The organism is Sedimentitalea xiamensis (assembly GCF_030164465.1).
Taxonomy (GTDB): Bacteria; Pseudomonadota; Alphaproteobacteria; order Rhodobacterales; family Rhodobacteraceae; genus Sedimentitalea; species Sedimentitalea xiamensis.
Map to the genome: position 1 here is coordinate 44,251 of NZ_JASNJE010000024.1, position 15,691 is coordinate 59,941.

At 66.8% G+C, this 15,691-nt stretch carries 14 protein-coding genes; 8 read left to right on the plus strand and 6 right to left on the minus strand.

Features of this window, described 5'->3' with window-relative positions; genetic code table 11:
• Positions 1-27: 27 nt before the first annotated feature.
• Positions 28-2,394, minus strand: a complete 2,367-nt coding sequence (locus tag QO034_RS16885; protein WP_284486702.1) for a mechanosensitive ion channel family protein — start codon at positions 2,392-2,394, stop codon at positions 28-30.
• A gap of 283 nt (positions 2,395-2,677) precedes the next feature.
• Between QO034_RS16885 and QO034_RS16890 the strand changes: the two genes are divergently transcribed.
• The 8 genes from QO034_RS16890 to rpe all read left to right on the plus strand — a co-directional run bounded on the left by QO034_RS16890 (position 2,678) and on the right by rpe (position 9,890).
• A complete protein-coding gene (locus tag QO034_RS16890) occupies positions 2,678-3,877 on the plus strand; it encodes a glycosyltransferase family protein (RefSeq protein WP_284486703.1) in 1,200 nt (399 codons plus the stop codon).
• A complete protein-coding gene (locus tag QO034_RS16895) occupies positions 3,874-5,103 on the plus strand; it encodes a glycosyltransferase (RefSeq protein WP_284486704.1) in 1,230 nt (409 codons plus the stop codon). The genes QO034_RS16890 and QO034_RS16895 overlap by 4 nt, the downstream gene beginning before the upstream one ends.
• Before the next feature lie 4 nt (positions 5,104-5,107).
• Positions 5,108-6,199: a glycosyltransferase family 4 protein gene (locus tag QO034_RS16900; RefSeq protein WP_284486705.1), complete on the plus strand. Its 1,092-nt coding sequence runs from the start codon at positions 5,108-5,110 to the stop codon at positions 6,197-6,199.
• A complete protein-coding gene (locus QO034_RS16905) occupies positions 6,196-6,777 on the plus strand; it encodes a histidine phosphatase family protein (RefSeq protein WP_284486706.1) in 582 nt (193 codons plus the stop codon). The genes QO034_RS16900 and QO034_RS16905 overlap by 4 nt, the downstream gene beginning before the upstream one ends.
• Positions 6,774-7,910 carry a glycosyltransferase family protein gene (locus tag QO034_RS16910; RefSeq protein ID WP_284486707.1) on the plus strand — a complete coding sequence of 379 codons (1,137 nt, stop codon included), beginning with the start codon at positions 6,774-6,776 and terminating at the stop codon, positions 7,908-7,910. Before QO034_RS16905 ends, QO034_RS16910 begins: the two co-directional genes overlap by 4 nt.
• On the plus strand, positions 7,907-8,662 hold the full coding sequence (locus QO034_RS16915) for a polysaccharide deacetylase family protein (protein ID WP_284486708.1): 756 nt from the start codon (positions 7,907-7,909) through the stop codon (positions 8,660-8,662). Before QO034_RS16910 ends, QO034_RS16915 begins: the two co-directional genes overlap by 4 nt.
• Positions 8,659-9,135, plus strand: coding sequence for a class I SAM-dependent methyltransferase (locus tag QO034_RS16920; protein WP_284486709.1), 477 nt, complete (start codon positions 8,659-8,661; stop codon positions 9,133-9,135). Before QO034_RS16915 ends, QO034_RS16920 begins: the two co-directional genes overlap by 4 nt.
• A 62-nt stretch (positions 9,136-9,197) precedes the next feature.
• Complete coding sequence (gene rpe / locus QO034_RS16925; RefSeq protein ID WP_284486710.1) at positions 9,198-9,890, plus strand: ribulose-phosphate 3-epimerase; 693 nt, start codon at positions 9,198-9,200, stop codon at positions 9,888-9,890.
• Positions 9,891-10,042: 152 nt separating this feature from the next.
• Here the strand turns inward: rpe and QO034_RS16930 are convergent, their stop codons facing one another.
• The 5 genes from QO034_RS16930 to QO034_RS16950 form a co-directional block, all read right to left on the minus strand.
• Positions 10,043-11,482 carry an NCS1 family nucleobase:cation symporter-1 gene (locus tag QO034_RS16930; RefSeq protein ID WP_284486711.1) on the minus strand — a complete coding sequence of 480 codons (1,440 nt, stop codon included), beginning with the start codon at positions 11,480-11,482 and terminating at the stop codon, positions 10,043-10,045.
• Between the two features lie 406 nt (positions 11,483-11,888).
• Positions 11,889-13,382, minus strand: a complete 1,494-nt coding sequence (locus tag QO034_RS16935) for a class I adenylate-forming enzyme family protein (protein WP_284486712.1) — start codon at positions 13,380-13,382, stop codon at positions 11,889-11,891.
• The gene (locus QO034_RS16940; protein WP_284486713.1) at positions 13,379-14,155 is read right to left on the minus strand and encodes an oxepin-CoA hydrolase, alternative type; all 777 of its coding nucleotides are present in this window, start codon (positions 14,153-14,155) and stop codon (positions 13,379-13,381) included. Before QO034_RS16940 ends, QO034_RS16935 begins: the two co-directional genes overlap by 4 nt.
• On the minus strand, positions 14,152-14,574 hold the full coding sequence (locus QO034_RS16945; protein ID WP_284486714.1) for a PaaI family thioesterase: 423 nt from the start codon (positions 14,572-14,574) through the stop codon (positions 14,152-14,154). The genes QO034_RS16940 and QO034_RS16945 overlap by 4 nt, the downstream gene beginning before the upstream one ends.
• Positions 14,555-15,688, minus strand: coding sequence for an acyl-CoA dehydrogenase family protein (locus QO034_RS16950; protein WP_284486715.1), 1,134 nt, complete (start codon positions 15,686-15,688; stop codon positions 14,555-14,557). The genes QO034_RS16945 and QO034_RS16950 overlap by 20 nt, the downstream gene beginning before the upstream one ends.
• Between the last annotated feature and the right edge of the window lie 3 nt (positions 15,689-15,691).

Sequence of the window (15,691 nt, forward strand, 5' to 3'; positions counted from 1 at the left end):
CCTGCCTTTCGCCGCCAGGCGGATCGGTCAACGATCGTCGCCGCCTGGGCCGATGTCGTCGAGGTCATCCTCGTCGACCGCACCCTGAACTGCGCCCGCGACCGCTTCCTTTTGCGCCGGGGTAAGATCCTCCGCCTTTGCATCCGCCAGGCGGACCGTCACCTCGCGATGGGCGAAATGGATACCTTCACGGGCGAAGAGTTCGCGAATTTCCTCGTAGACCTTCTTGCGGACCAGCCACTGGTCCCCCGGCTTGGTCATGAACTTGACCCGGATGATCATCGCGCTGTCCTGCATTTCGATGACCCCCTGACTTTTCAGCGGCTGGATGAAATTCTCGCCGATCACCGGATCGCTCAGCAACTCCTGCCCCAGTTTCTTGATCAGCTTGCGCACCTTTTCCACGTCGGTGTCATAGGTGACGCGCAGGGGCAGCTTCATGATCACCCAGTCGCGCGAATAGTTCGTCAGCACCTTGATCTCGCCAAAGGGGATGGTGTTGAGCGCGCCGAGGTGATGGCGCAACTGGAACGACCGGACGGAAATCTTTTCCACCGTGCCCTTCACGTCGCCGATGTCGATATATTCGCCCTTGCGGAAGGCGTCGTCGATCAGGAAGAACGCGCCCGAGAAGATGTCCCGCACCAGCGTCTGCGCCCCGAAACCCACGGCCAGACCGACCACGCCGGCGCCGGCGAACAGCGGGCTGACGTTGATCCCCAGTTCCAGCAGCGCGATCAGAACGATCGACACCACGACCACCGCGAGGATGGCCCCGCGGAACAGCGGCAGCAGGGTCGCAAGGCGGCTGGCACTGGCGGCCCCGCCCTCGTCGCCCAGTTCCGCCTCGGTCTCGTCCACGGTTTCCTCGGCGATCTTGCTGTCGATCCAGATGCGGAAGAAATTGTAGAGCACATAGCCTATGAACAGGATGGTGATGACATCCAGCAGGTTGCCCAGAACCGAATCCGGAAGGATCGCGTTTTCCGGATCCCAGACCCGCAGCAGGGCATAGGCTCCGGCAACGAAAGCCAGCACGCCCGCGACCCGCCGGGCCAGCGCTTCGTAGGTCATGATCTGGTAGCCGCGCGCAGGCGGTGTTTCGGGCGCATCCTCAGCGGCGCGCTCATCGGCTTCGGCGGCAGCCAGTTCGCTGTTCATCCGCGCCAGTTGCCGGGACCGGTCAAAGAAGCTTTCGATCACGTAGTTGATGCCGCCATAAACCACGATGATCGACAGGAAGACCGCATAGGCCCCGGCGATCATCGGAATGGACGCCTCCTGTTCCAGCACCAGGTCAAAGGCCAGTTCGAACCATCCGAAGATGATGTAGCCGACCAGCAGGGGCGCCCAGGCAAAGGACAGGAAGCGGGTCAGCCAGGCGACTTCGCCCGCCGGGCGTCCGCCGCGAATGGCATCCGAAATCGCGCCGGCATTGAACAGGATCATCAGGATGTTCGCGACCGCCCCGACCAGGGACAGTACCCCGTAGAGAATCGCGTAAGCGTTGTAGTTCAGACCGAAATCCGCGATCCAGGTGCTGAACATGATGGTGGCGATATTGTAGGTGGCCAGCACCGCCGCCCAATAGTAGATCCGTCGGGCCTGCCGGTCGCTGAGCACCGGGATCCGGTACTGGCTGATGAACGGTGCCAGGATCATGCGCCACAGATCCGACACCGTGCGCGACAGGAAGAACGCGGCGTAGATCGCCGCGATGGTCAGTTCGATCGACTGATCCTCGACCGAACCGAAAATGAGATACCCGGCCACATAGGACAGCAGCATCACCAGCACCGTGCCGCCGATCCCGAGCAGGAAGCGGAACACCAGGAGCGGGATCTTCTCGCGGTAACCTTGCGGGTTCTCCAGCGACCGCGCCAGCATCAGGCCAAGGGCGAACCGCCGGCCATAGGCATATCCCACGATCACCCGCGAGACGGCGAACAGGAGGAGGGTCCAGATCAGGACCTCCACATAGGTCATGATCCGCCCGTCCGGGCTGGTCGCGCGCAGGATGAACGCGACCTCGTTCAGCGACGTCGGCAGCGCCTCAAGGCGGCTGGCAAGCGTTTCGCGGAATTCCTCGACCTCGGACTGCGCCCGCATCAGCGGCGACGGGTGGTCCATCGGATGAAGGGTTGGATCCTGTTCCGCCGTGCCGCCGGATTGCGACGTGACCGCGCCGACAAGTTGCCCCGCCCCATCGATCACGATGACGTTGACGCCGCTTTCGGCGGCCTCGCGGATGGCGGAGGCCAGCGGCGTTTCCGGCTGGGCGGCGGCGGCTTCCCTGCCGCCGCCCAGACCCGGAAGGGACTGCGCCGAAACCGGAAACGACAGCAGGATCGTCAGCAGGCCGGTCAGTGCCACGCAGAGCAGGAAATGGCGCATTGACTGGCTGAGTCCCCGAAATGTTCAATCGTTGCAACGCTACAGGACGAAACATGCGGGTGTAAATGATTTCGCGGCAACGCCCCCGTTCCGGCCAGATTGGGGTTTGCTTTCAAGCCCGGTTTCAATAGTAGGAAACACACGGGCCTCATTGGTCGACTCGGTGCGCCGTCACCCGCAACCGGCCGGGACCCGATCCAATTGCGACGGCTGCGGGGGCGGCTGCGGGGACGAATATGGGACATGACATGGCAAACGATCCGTGGCCGGAGCGCCTTGCGCGATGAGTCCGCACAAGTCCCGCGAGCCGCGCATCATGCTCTACAGCCACGACACTTTCGGGCTGGGTCATCTGCGCCGGTCCCGCGCGCTCGCCGAAGCGATCACCCGCGCCGATCCTTCCGCCTCGGCCCTGATCCTGACCGGCTCGCCTGTCGCCGGTCGTTTCACCTTTCCGCCACGTGTCGATCACATCCGGCTTCCGGGCGTCACAAAGCTGCGCGATGGCAGCTATGTCTCGCAGACCATGGGCATGGACATCGAACAGACGACCGACCTGCGGGCCGGACTGATCAAGACCACTGCGGAACAGTATGATCCCGACATCCTGATCGTCGACAAGGAACCGACCGGATTTCGCGGGGAACTCCTTCCGACGCTCGATCTGCTGGCCGCGAACGGCCGGACACAGCTGGTGCTGGGATTGCGGGACGTGCTGGACGAACCGGAAGTCCTGTCCGCCGAATGGGAGCGCAAGGGCGGGATCGCCGCGACCGAAACCTACTATCACGAATTGTGGATCTACGGGCTGCGATCCGTCTACGACCCGACATCCGGTCTCCCGCTGAGCCGGGACGTCCAGAACCGGATGCACTGGACCGGCTATCTGCGGCGCGACAGCAGTTCCCGGGCGACGGCGCCGCAGCGCCCCTATATCCTGGTGACGCCGGGCGGCGGAGGCGACGGGCAGGCGATGGTCAATCTTGTCCTGTCGGCCTACGAGCACGACCCGGATCTCTCCCCGCGGGCGATCCTGGTCTACGGCCCTTTCCTGTCCGGCGACACCCGCGCGGATTTCGAGGCCCGCGTCGCCAACCTGAACGGGCGTGTCACGGCGGTCGGGTTTGAGTCACAGATCGAGACTCTGTTCACCGGCGCGCAGGGCGTCGTGTGCATGGGCGGATACAACACCTTCTGCGAGGTGCTGTCATTCGACAAGCGCGCCGTGATCGTTCCGCGCATGGTGCCCCGGCTGGAACAGTATATTCGCGCCAGCCGCGCCGAGGATCTGGGCCTCGTGCGCATGCTCGACGAATCCCGCGACGGTCTGACTCCCGACTCGATGATCCGGGCGATCCGCGCCCTGCCCGACCAGCCGCTGCCGTCGGAAGCGATTTCGGACGGTCTGCTGGACGGGCTGGATTATGTCACCCGACGGGTCTCGGCACTGCTGTCGGAGCAAGCGAGACAGGCGGCGGAATGACCCACAGACTGGCCGTCGTGGTCAAGGGCTGGCCGCGCCTGTCCGAAACCTTCATCGCCCAGGAACTGGTGGCGCTGGAAGCCGCCGGACACGCGTTCGACATCTGGTCGCTGCGCCGCCCGACCGACACCAAGACCCATCCGCTGCATGACCGCCTGCGGGCGCGGGTCCGCTATCTGCCGGAATATCTTCACGAGGAACCGGACCGCGTCTGGCGCGCCCGCGCCATCGCCCAGAGACTGCCCGGATACCAGCGCGCCTATGAGATCTGGCGAGCGGATCTGGCGCGGGATCGTGACAGGAACCGTATCCGCCGCTTCGGGCAGGCCTGCGTCATGGCCGCGGAACTGCCGCCGGAAACCCGCGGGCTCTATGCGCATTTCCTGCATACCCCGGCCTCCGTCGCCCGCTATGCGGCGATCATGCGCGATCTGACCTGGGGGTTTTCGGCCCATGCCAAGGATATCTGGACATCGCCGGACTGGGAAATCGGCGAGAAGCTGGCCGCGGATGACACCGGCGCGGCCTTCGGCGCCACCTGCACCGCCTATGGCGCGGCGCGGCTGCGCGGTCTGGCGGACGACCCTTCCCGCATCGACCTGATCTATCACGGGCTGGACCTGTCGCGGTTTCCGGCTCCGCCCGACCGTGCCCCGCGCACCATCGGCGCGCCCTTGCGCTTGCTGTCGGTCGGACGGCTGGTGGAAAAGAAGGGCTTTGACCGGCTGATCGCTGCGCTGGCGCTGCTGCCGGCGCGTATCGACTGGACCTGGACCCATATCGGCGGCGGCCCGCTTGGCGAAAGCCTCGCGCGGCAGGCGGCCGAGGCCGGCCTGACCAGACGGATTCACTGGCGCGGCGCCTGCGATCAGCCGCAGGTGATCGAAGACATGCGCGCCGCCGATCTTTTCGTGCTGCCCAGCCGGATCGCAGCGGATGGCGACCGGGACGGCCTGCCCAACGTATTGATGGAAGCGGCCAGCCAGCGCTTGCCGATCCTGTCAACGCCCGTCGCCGCGATCCCCGAGTTCATTGCCACAACCGTGCATGGCACCCTCAGCGATGACGGCCCCGGCGACCTGGCGGCTGCGATCACGATGCTGTCCGACAATCCGGAGCAGGCGCAACGGATGGCCGACGCCGCATTGAAGCGCCTGCGGTCGGAATTCGCCATGCAGCCGGGCATCGACCGGCTTTCGCGGCGGCTTGACGACCTGACATCCTGACCCCATGCGCCGCATCGCCTTCTATGCCCCGATGAAACCTCCGACGCATCCGGTCCCGTCCGGGGACCGGGCCTTTGGCCGCGCGCTCATGGCCGCCATGGCGACGGAGGACGTCGCCGTGGATCTGGTGTCCGAGCTTCAGCTTCACGATGGCCGGGGCGATGCGCTGCGCCAGACCGAACTGCGCGACCTGGCGCGCAGGGAAACGGCGCGGCTCATCGACCGGCTCGGGTCCGACAGGCCGATGCTCTGGGTGAGCTATCACAACTACTACAAGGCACCCGACCTGATCGGCCCGGCGGTCTGTGCCCGCCTGGGCCTGCCCTATGTTCAGATCGAATCCAGTCGGGCGAAAAAGCGGCTGGCCGGCCCCTGGGCGGGGTTCGCAGCCGCGGCGGAGGCCGCGACAGATGCCGCCGACATGGTCTTTCACGTCACCGCCCACGATCTCATCACCCTGAAGCGGGACCGCCCGCCGGGCCAGACACTGGTCAGCCTGCCGCCGTTCCTGCCGCGCGCCGACCTGCCCGAAGCGGCCGATTGCGGCGGGACGGGCCGCCCGATCCTCGCCGCGGGCATGATGCGGCAGCGGGACAAGCTGGACTCCTATGCGATCATCGCAGAGACGCTCGCCCAGCTGACCGACCCCGGCTGGCATCTGTGGATCGCCGGCGACGGACCCGCGCGGGCAGAGGTCGAAACGCTGATGGCGCCGTTCGCCGGGAGGGTCCGGTTTCTCGGCCGACTGGACGCGGACGGCATGGCCGACGCATATGAACAGGCCGCCCTGTTCTTCTGGCCGGGCGTCAACGAAGCCTTCGGAATGACCTATCTTGAAGCGCAGGCCGCCGGATTGCCGGTCGTGGCGCAGGATCGGCCCGGCGTGCGCGATGTTCTGGCCCCCGGCGCCTATCCGGCGCCCGAAGACGGCGCCACGGCCCTGGCGCTGGCCATCGACGCCCTGCTGTCGGACCCGGCGCTGCGCCGCACACGCGGCGCTGCCGCACGCCGCCGGATCGGTCAGGATCACCTGCTCGGCAGCGCCCGCGACAGGTTCTGGTCGGCGGTCGCCCCGCTTGTCGGAGGCGTCCGATGATCCGCCTTGCCCTTCTGCGCCATGGACACACCGCCTGGAACCGCGCCGGACGGATCCAGGGCCGCAGCGACATCCCGCTGGACGACGCAGCGCGGCGCGACATGGCGAAGCTCCGTCTTCCCGCCCCGTGGGACGAGGCGGAGCTGTGGTCAAGCCCGCTGTCCCGCGCCCGCGAAACCGCGGAGATCGTCGCCGCCCGCCCGCCGCGCGTCGCCGAGAGCCTGACCGAGATGCACTGGGGCGATTGGGAAGGCCAGCGGGGCGTAGACCTTCTGGCGGAACCGCGATCGGGGTTCCGCCATATCGAACATTGGGGGTGGGACTACCACGCTCCCGGCGGTGAAACGCCCGCCGATGTCGATGCGCGTCTGCGGCCCTGGCTGGCGGCGTTGACACGGGACGCGGTCGCCGTCTGCCATATCGGCATCATGCGGGTGTTGCTGGCGCGGGCGCATGGCTGGGATTTCGACGGCGATGCGCCGTTCCGGATCAAGCGCAACCGTCTTTATCTGATGGCAGTCGACGGTGACAAGTTGCGGGCCGATCCGGACCCGGTGCGGCTGGAGCAGCGGCCATGAAAGTAATGATCGTGGTCACGCATCTGCTGGGCACCGGGCACCTGCGCCGGGCGGCGGTGCTGGCCCGCGCATTCGCCGATGCCGGGCATCGGGTATTGCTGGCCAGCGGCGGAATGCCCCTGCGCGACCTGGGTTTGGGCGGGGCCGAACTGCTGCAACTGCCGCCGGTCCGGTCGGACGGGGTGGATTTCGCGCGGCTGCTGGATCGCGACGGGCAGGCGGCCGATCCCGGCCTCCTGGACGCGCGCCGCGATGCGCTCTGCTCGGCCGCCGGGGCATTGATGCCGGACATTCTGATCACGGAACTCTACCCCTTCGGCCGCCGGGTGTTGTCCGGCGAGTTCCAGGCGTTGTTGCTGCAAGTGCGCGGCCTGCCCCGGCAGCCGCTTGTGCTGGCCTCGGTGCGGGACATTCTCGCGCCGCCGTCCACTCCGGCCAAGGCCGAACGCACGGATCGGATGATCGCTGAAAACTACGATGCGGTTCTGGTGCATTCCGACCCGGGGGGAGTGCCCCTGGAGCAAAGCTGGCCCGTCGGTCCGGCCCTCGCGGGCAAGCTGCGATATACCGGCTACATCGCGCCGCCGCCGGCAGGGCCGCATCCGGACGGCACCGGCGCCGGCGAGATACTGGTCAGCGCCGGCGGCGGCGCGGTCGGAACGCCGCTGTTTGAAACCGCGATCCGGGCCGCCCGCCTGATGCCGGACCGGGTCTGGCGTCTGCTGGTCGGCGGGTCGGATGCCGGTCGGGTACGGAACCTCGCGGACAGCGCCCCGCGCGGCGTCATTGTAGAAGCCGCCCGACCGGATTTCCGCCAGATGCTGACAGGTGCCGCTGCTTCGGTCAGCCTCTGCGGCTACAACACCGCGCTCGACATCCTTCAGGCCGGCACGCCCGCGGTTTTCGTGCCTTTTGACGACGGCAACGAGGTCGAACAGACCCTGCGCGCCCAAAGCCTCGCGCAGTTGCCGGGTCTGACGGTTCTCAGGACGGCTGACCTGACGCCCGAAGCTCTCGCGAAGGCGGTTTCCGGGGTGATCGCCGCCCCGGAACGCAGCCCGTCATCCTTGCGGTTTGACGGCGCGGCACAATCCGTGGCAATCGCGGTCGCGATGGCGCAGGCAAGAACATGACCCCGAACTGGACCCCTCTGGACGACGAACTGACCCTCTGGGCCGAGGCTGGGTTGCGCCTGCCGCTGTGGTGGCGCGATGACGACGCGATTGCCCCGACCCCGGCGCTTTCCCGGTTGGACAAGATGGCGGCGAATCTCGGGATGCCGGTGCATCTGGCGGTGATCCCGGCGCGGGCCGAGGGCGGCCTCGCCGATGCGCTGACGCCGCGCTTGGTGCCGGTGGTGCATGGCTGGACGCATGACAACCATGCGCCGGGCGGCGAGAAGAAAGCCGAGTTCGGACGCCACCGGCCGCTGGTGCCGATGCGCGCCGAGGCAGAGGCCGGGCTGGGGCGCATGACCGGCCTGTTCGGCACCGACCTGGTGCCGATGTTCGTGCCGCCCTGGAACCGGATCGACCCGGCGCTGCTGCCGTCCCTGGCCGCGCTCGGATACCGCTGGCTGTCCACCTTCACGCCGCGCGCCACGGCCGAAGCCGCGCCGGGCCTGACCTGCATCAACACCCATTTCGACCCGATCGACTGGAAGGGACACAGAGGCCTGGCCGATCCCGACAAGCTGATCGCGCAGGTTGCCCGGCAGTTGGGCGACCGCCGCAGGGGGCTGGCGGATTCCGCCGAACCCTATGGCATCCTGACCCATCACCTCGTCCATGACGCCGCGATCTGGGCGTTTTGCGACCGGCTGCTGACCCGGTTGCTGTCCGGCCCGGCGTTTGTGATGCCCTCCCTGAAAGGACCGACCTCATGAGCCGACTGGATTCCATGCTGCGCCGCCTTGCCGCGCAACGCGACGGGTTGAACTGGGCGGCCCGGGACATTTCCGATCTGCCGGGAGAGGTGCTCGACCTCGGCCTTGGCAACGGGCGCACCTATGACCACCTGCGGGAAATCCTGCCGGATCGCCGCATCCGGGTGATCGACCGAATCCTGCAATGCCATCCGTCCTGCACCCCGCCGGCAGAGGATTTCTTGCAGGGCGAGGCCGAACCGATGCTGAACCTGCTGCTGGAAGAAGGTGTGCGCTTTGCCCTGGCGCACTACGATTTCGGGAGTGGAATCAAGGAACAAGACGTGGCCGAGGCGGCACGCCTCAGCCCGCTGATCGCGCGCCTGATGGTGCCGGGCGGGCTGATCGTCTCCGGTCAGCCGCTGGTCGGACTGCCCCGGATCGCGGGACCGGACACGATCGCGCCGGACCGCTACCTGTTCTACCGTGCCTGACGGCCCTACCCTCCGGGCGGCGCCGCGCCTATATTGCAGCATGAACCCCTGAAAGGTGTCCCATGTCCTTTGACCGAAAGATCAAGATCGCCCCGTCCATCCTGTCTGCCGATTTCGCCAATTTCGGCGCCGAATGCGAAGCCATCGAGGCGCAGGGCGCCGACTGGGTGCATGTCGATGTGATGGACGGGCATTTCGTACCCAACATCACCTTCGGTCCCACCACATGCGCGGCCATTCGCAAGCATATTCAGGGCGTCATGGACGTTCACCTGATGATCGCGCCGGTCGATCCCTATATCGACGCCTTCGCCGCCGCCGGGGCCGACGTGATCACCGCCCATCTCGAAGCCGGCCCGCATATCCACCGCACGCTGCAGGCGATCCGCGCCAGCGGGGCGAAGGCGGGGCTGGCCCTGAACCCCGGCACCCCGGCCAGCGCCGCCGAACCGCTGCTGGACATGGTGGACCTGATCTGCGTGATGACCGTAAACCCCGGATTCGGCGGACAGAAATTCATTCACAGCCAGATCGACAAGGTGAAGTCGCTGCGGGCGATGATCGGCGACCGGCCCGTCCATATCGAGATCGACGGCGGGGTCGATCCGACCACCGCGCCGCTGGTGGCGCGGGCCGGAGCCGACGTCCTCGTGGCCGGATCGGCGGTATTCAAGGGTGGGTCGGCGGCGGCCCCGGACGCGTATGGCGTCAACATCCGCGCCATACGCGAAGCCGCCGAAGGGGTCTATGCCTGACGGTTTCCGCCGTTTCCTGCAAACCGGAACAGGCAGAACAACCGCCTTGAGAATGTCTCTGCGGCAGGGTCTTGGCGCTTTGCGGGCGGTGTCGGCTGAACGGCAAGGCCCGGCCGGGTCCCCGTCGGGACCGGGCCAGGCCCTGGCACCGGTCAGACGAGGTGGGTCGCCTTGCAGCGCAGGTAATAGATCGCCCCGCCGAGAATCGCGCCGACGATCCAGGCGTAGCCGGACAGTTGCACCAGCGCCGGCACCCAGACCGTGGCGATCGAGAACACGGCCGCAATGCCGAAGGCCACCAGCGCATTGTCGTTCCAGCCATTGTGGAAATGGTAGGTGCCGCCGTCCATGTCATAGAGATCGTCGCGCTTGAGTTCCTTCTTCCGCAGCAGGTAGTAGTCCACGATCATGATCCCGTAGAGCGGCGCCAGCGTCGCGCCCAGTGTGTTCACGAAACCGCCGATGCCGAACTGGCTGATGAAGCTGGTCCACAACCCGCCGATCAACAGGGCGAAGCCCGACGTGATGAGACCGGCCTTGCGGAACCCGATCCTGTTCGGAGCGAGGTTGGCGATGCCATTGACCGCCGGGATGAAGTTGGCGACCAGATTGATGCCCACGGTGGCGGCAAAGAAGGTGATGGCGGCGATGACGCCCAGAAGCACGCTGTCGGTGCGCGCCACGATCTCGGTCGGGTTGGTGATCTTTTCGCCATAGACCACTGCGGCCCCGGCGGTGGTCAGCAGCGCGAGCGCCGAAAACAGGATCATGTTGAAGGGCAGACCGGCCAGATTGCCCTGCACCATCGCCTTTCGATCCCTGGCATAGCGGGAAAAGTCGCTGAAGTTGATCATCACGGCGGCGAAATAGGCGACCATCGTGCCGATGATCGCGATGAAGCCCGACAATTCCGTGCCCCAGGTCGCTTCGGGATTGGCGAAGATCGTCTGCGCCTGCGACAGGAGCTGGCCGTCGGACTTGACCCACAGGACGATCACGAGCCCGATCATCACCGCATAGACGAAGGGACCGGCGATGTTCAGGAAGGTTTCCACCCAGTTCATGCCGCGCCAGAAGATCACGATGTGAAAGGCCCAGACGATCACGAACGACAGCCAGTCGATCGCATCCAGGCCGAGCGTTTCCGCGCCGGGCGCGATGCCCGTGATTGAACGGATCAGCAGGGCGACGGCGGTGGAGGCGAAATAGACCTGCACCCCATACCAGAAAACCGCCACGGTGGCGCGCAGCACCGCCGGAAGCTTCGCCCCCGCCGTCCCCATGCTGGCGCGGGCAAATACCGGGTATGGAATGCCGTAGCGTTCGCCCGCATCCCCGGACAGGTTGACGAAGAACATGACCAGAAGTCCGGCCGCGATCAGGGCTGCGAAGGCTGTCCAGCCGCTGACGCCGTAGGATATGAACAGCGACGCCACCAGAGAATAGCCAAAGAGCGACTGGATGTCGTTGGCCCAGATGTTGAAGATCGCGAACCATCCCCAGGTCTTTTCCTCCTTGCGGACCGGGTTCAGCGTGTCGGTATCGGCATGCAGCGGGTCAGCCTGCGCGTGTGTGGCATTTGTCTTGTCCATGAATCTCCATCCCATCTTTTAGATCTGGCTGGCGGATCCCGCGCGGAGCCGGCCCATCTTCCTGAAACAGGCCCCGCCCCTTGAAGAAGGCCGGACCTTGCCGAATTTCGTGCCGCCGCGAGGGAAGCGGCCCGTCGCATTCTATCGTTGCAGAATTTCAGAAATTCCGCCCGACATGCCCGATAGAATGCCACAATGATGACTATACACGAATGGGATTTCAGGAAATTCCTGAAAATGATCGGCGACCCCGGATCTGGCCGACCGGATCGCGTCGGCGATGGACGAACACCTCGACATCATGGCCGCGCCGGAAGCACGCGATGCGGACGCGGCTTTGGCCGCGATCCGCGCCCATCTGGTCAGGACGCTGCGCTGGTGGGGTGTGCCCGACTGATCGCCCGCGTCAGTCCAGCCGATCGGCGAAATGGGCGATCAGCTTGTGTTTCAGGATCTTGCCCGTCGGGGCGGCGGGCAGATCGGTGGCGACGATGATGCGGGCGGGGCGCTTGTAGCCGGCGAGCCGTTCGGCGGCGAAGGCGCGCAAAGCCTCTGGATCGGGAAGGTCATCGGGCGCGGCCTGCACGAAGGCCAGCACCTGTTCGTCGCCATTCACGGTGCGGCCCACCACGGCGCACTGGATGACCTGCGGATGATCGTTCAGCGCCGCCTCGACCTCGGGGGGATAGACGTTGAAACCGCCGTGGATGATGAGTTCCTTGGTGCGCCCGAGAATGTGCAGCCGGCCGGCGTCGTCTATGCGCCCGAGATCGCCGGTATGCAGCCAGCCGTCGGCGTCCAGCGCGGCGGCGGTGGCTTCGGGGTTCTTGTAATAGCCTTTCATGACATTGGGGCCGCGCGCCAGCACCTCGCCGCTGTCGTCGGTACCGCCGGTGACGCTGGCGTCGATGCGGATCTCACAGCCAGGCATCGGCGGGCCGGTAGAGATGTCCGGATCGCCCAGTTCATTCTGGGTCACGCAGACTCCGGCGGTGGTTTCGGTCATGCCATAGCCGTTCTGCAGGGCGACGCCGTAAAAGGCCTCGGCCTTGCGTTTCCACGCCGGGTCCAGGGGCGCGGCGCCCGAGGTGACGAAGCGCAGGGTGTCGCTGGGCAGGCGGTCGTGGCCCTGCTCCTTGGCATATTGCATGAGATGTGCGTGCATCTGCGGCACCGCGGACAGCAGCGTCACGCCGTCGATCAGGGCCGCATAGAGCCTGGCCGCGGAAAACCGCGGTTCGAACCGGATGAAGGCGCCGACATACATCACCGCCGTGACGATCGAGGCGAGGCCGAAGACATGGGTGATCGGCAGCACGCCATAGATCACGTCATCGGGCACCATGTGGCGGATCCCGGCCGACTCCTTTCCCCCGAACAGCATGTTGGCATGGGTCAGCATGACGCCCTTGGGTTCTCCGGTGGTGCCGGTGGTGTAGAGAATGACGGCGACGTCGCGCGCCTCGTCGGGGGCGCTCGGATAGGGTTGCGCAAGGCGCAGGTCGCCGAACTTTCCTGAAATGTCCGTGGCCTGCATCCGGTCGGCATGGGCGGCGGCGTCGGGCGACGCCTTGGCGGTGAACAGAACGGCGGCGGGCTGGGCGTGGGCCGCGACGCGGGAGATTTCGGTTTCGGTCTGCCGGGCGTTCACCGGGATCGCCACCGCGCCGAGCCGCGAACAGGCAAAGAGCGCGGCAACCGCAGGGGCGCAGTTCTCGGCAAGGATCAGAACCCGATCGCCGGGTTGCACGCCCTTGCCCGAAAGCCGGTCCTTCAGATCGTCCACAGCTTCGGACAGGTCGCCGTAGCTCCAACGCGATCCGATGGAATCCGCCAGCGCCGGGGCATCGGGACGGGTGGCGGCCTGGTGATCGAGATAGTCGTGCCAGCGTCCGGTCATCGAGAGAACCTCGGTTTGCGTTTCTCCAGGAAGGCCGCGATGCCCTCGGCGGCTTCGGGACCGCCGGCGGCGCGGGCCATGGCGTTACGTTCGGCATCGAGCTGCGTGGTTTCCGGGGTTTCATAGGCAGCGGCGACGAGACCACGGATCGTGCCCTGCGCGTCACGCGGCCCGGCGGCGAGCGCGTCGGCGAGCGCATGTGCCTCGGCATCACACCGGCCCGCAGGCGCGACCGTGTTGACCGCACCGAGCACGGCTAGGCGTTCCGCGGTGACGGGACGGGCGAGCAGGCACATCTCCATCGCCAGCGGGCGCGGCAGCATCCGGGCCAGCGCCGAGGTCAGCCCGGCATCGGGCACCAGCCCCGCCTTGACATAGGCGGCGGTGAATTTCGCGCCCTCTGCGGCAACGATCAGGTCGCAGGCCAGCGCCAGCGACGCCCCTGCCCCGGCGGCCCCGCCTTCGACGGATGCGATCACCGGCACCGGGCAGGCGCGGATGGCGCGCACGAGGTCATGCAGGTCGTCGACCTTGGCGCGGCGTTCCGCTTCGGTCAGCTTGCGCCGCTCGATCAACACGTTGAGATCGCCGCCGGCGCAGAAGAAACCGCCTTCGGAGGTCAGGATCACGGCGCGGATCCTGGGGTCCTGCGCGCGGGCCATGGCCTCGGCAATCGCCGCGTAGAGATCCGGCGACAACGCACCGCGCCGGGCCGCGTTCATGTTGACGACGACCAGCCGGTCGCCAAGATCGTCCACCCGCGCCAGAGTCATGTGCCGCCCTCCTTGCGCATGTATTTGAACACCCCGTTGCCGGTGGCGAGCAACTTGCCCGCCGCGTCGCGCAGGTCTGCGTCGGCATAGCAGATCGACCGGCCCGCCTGCTTGACATGGCCGGTCGCCGTGACCCGGCCGGATATGGCCGGGGCGAGGTATTGCGTGTTGAGCGCCACCGTGACCACCGGGACCAGATCCGGTCCCCCCGCCAGCGACGCGGCGAAGCCGGCGCTCGCGTCCAGCATCATGGCGATGATGCCGCCGTGCAGGCTGCCGTTGCGGTTCAGGTGCTTGGGCGCGAGGTCCAGCACCACCCGCGCGGTGCCGTCGCCCGCAGACAGGTCGACGTCATAGCCGACGAGGTCATGGGCGCCGCTGCCGGGCGCGACCGGTGCTTCAGGCGGCGCTGAGGTCAATGAACCGTTCCAGGTGGTAGTCTGTGTCGCCCAGGCGATGATCGGTCATCACGATGCGCTTGGCGATATGGGCCAGTTCGTATTCCTGGGTCATCGCGATGCCGCCGTGCATCTGGATGCTCTCCTCGGCCACCAGCCGCCCGACGCGCCCGATCAGGTTGCGGGCGCTGGCGATATGGCGGTCGCGTTCGCGCGCGGGATCGGCAAAATGGCCGGCGGCGTTGATGACGGCGGAACGCGCCTGCTCCATCTCGATCAGCAGGTCCGAATAGCGATGCGCCAGCGCCTGGAAGGTGCCGATGGGGCGGCCGAACTGCTTGCGGGTCATGAGATATTCCCGCGTCAGTTCGACCGCGGTTTCCATCGCGCCCATCGCCTCCGCCGCCAGCGCCACGTTGGCGGCGGCGACCTGCGCCGCGATGGCTGGGAAGGCCGCGCCCGCAGCACCAAGCCGGGCCGAGCCCGGCAGGCGCACCTCGTCCAGCGTCACCTCGGCGGCGCGGCCGCCCGACATCAGCGGATAGCCGCGCAGGGTCATGCCATCGGTGCCCGCGGGCACGAGGAACAGGGAAATCCCCGCCTCGTCACCCGCATCGCCGCTTTCGCGGGCAGACACGATGATCCGGCCCGCCGCCTCGGCATTGACGACCACGGCCTTGCGCCCATTGAGCACGATCCCGTCACCGTCGGATTTGGCGCTGGTCTCGACGCGGCTGAGGTCATAGCGGCTGGTCGGCTCGCCATGGGCGAAGGCGAGGTGCAGGCCGCCGCCGATCACCTCTTCGACCATCTGTTTCTGCGCATCATCCCCCAGCGCGGCGATCAGCCCGCCGCCCAGGATCGCAGTGTCGAGAAACGGTTCGACCACGCCCGCGCGGCCCAGTTCCTCGAACACGGTGCTGATATCGAACCCGGCGCCGCCGAAACCGCCCTGTTCCTCGGCAAAGAGCGCGCCGATCACGCCCAGCTCGGCCAGCGCGGTCCAGATCTCGTCGCTCATGCCGGTGTCCGAGTCGATGATCCTGTTGCGGGTGTCCGTGGTGTAGCGGTCCTTGAGAAAGCGTCGCAGGCTGTCCTGCAACATCTGCCGCTCTTCGGTCAGGTCGAAATTCATTTC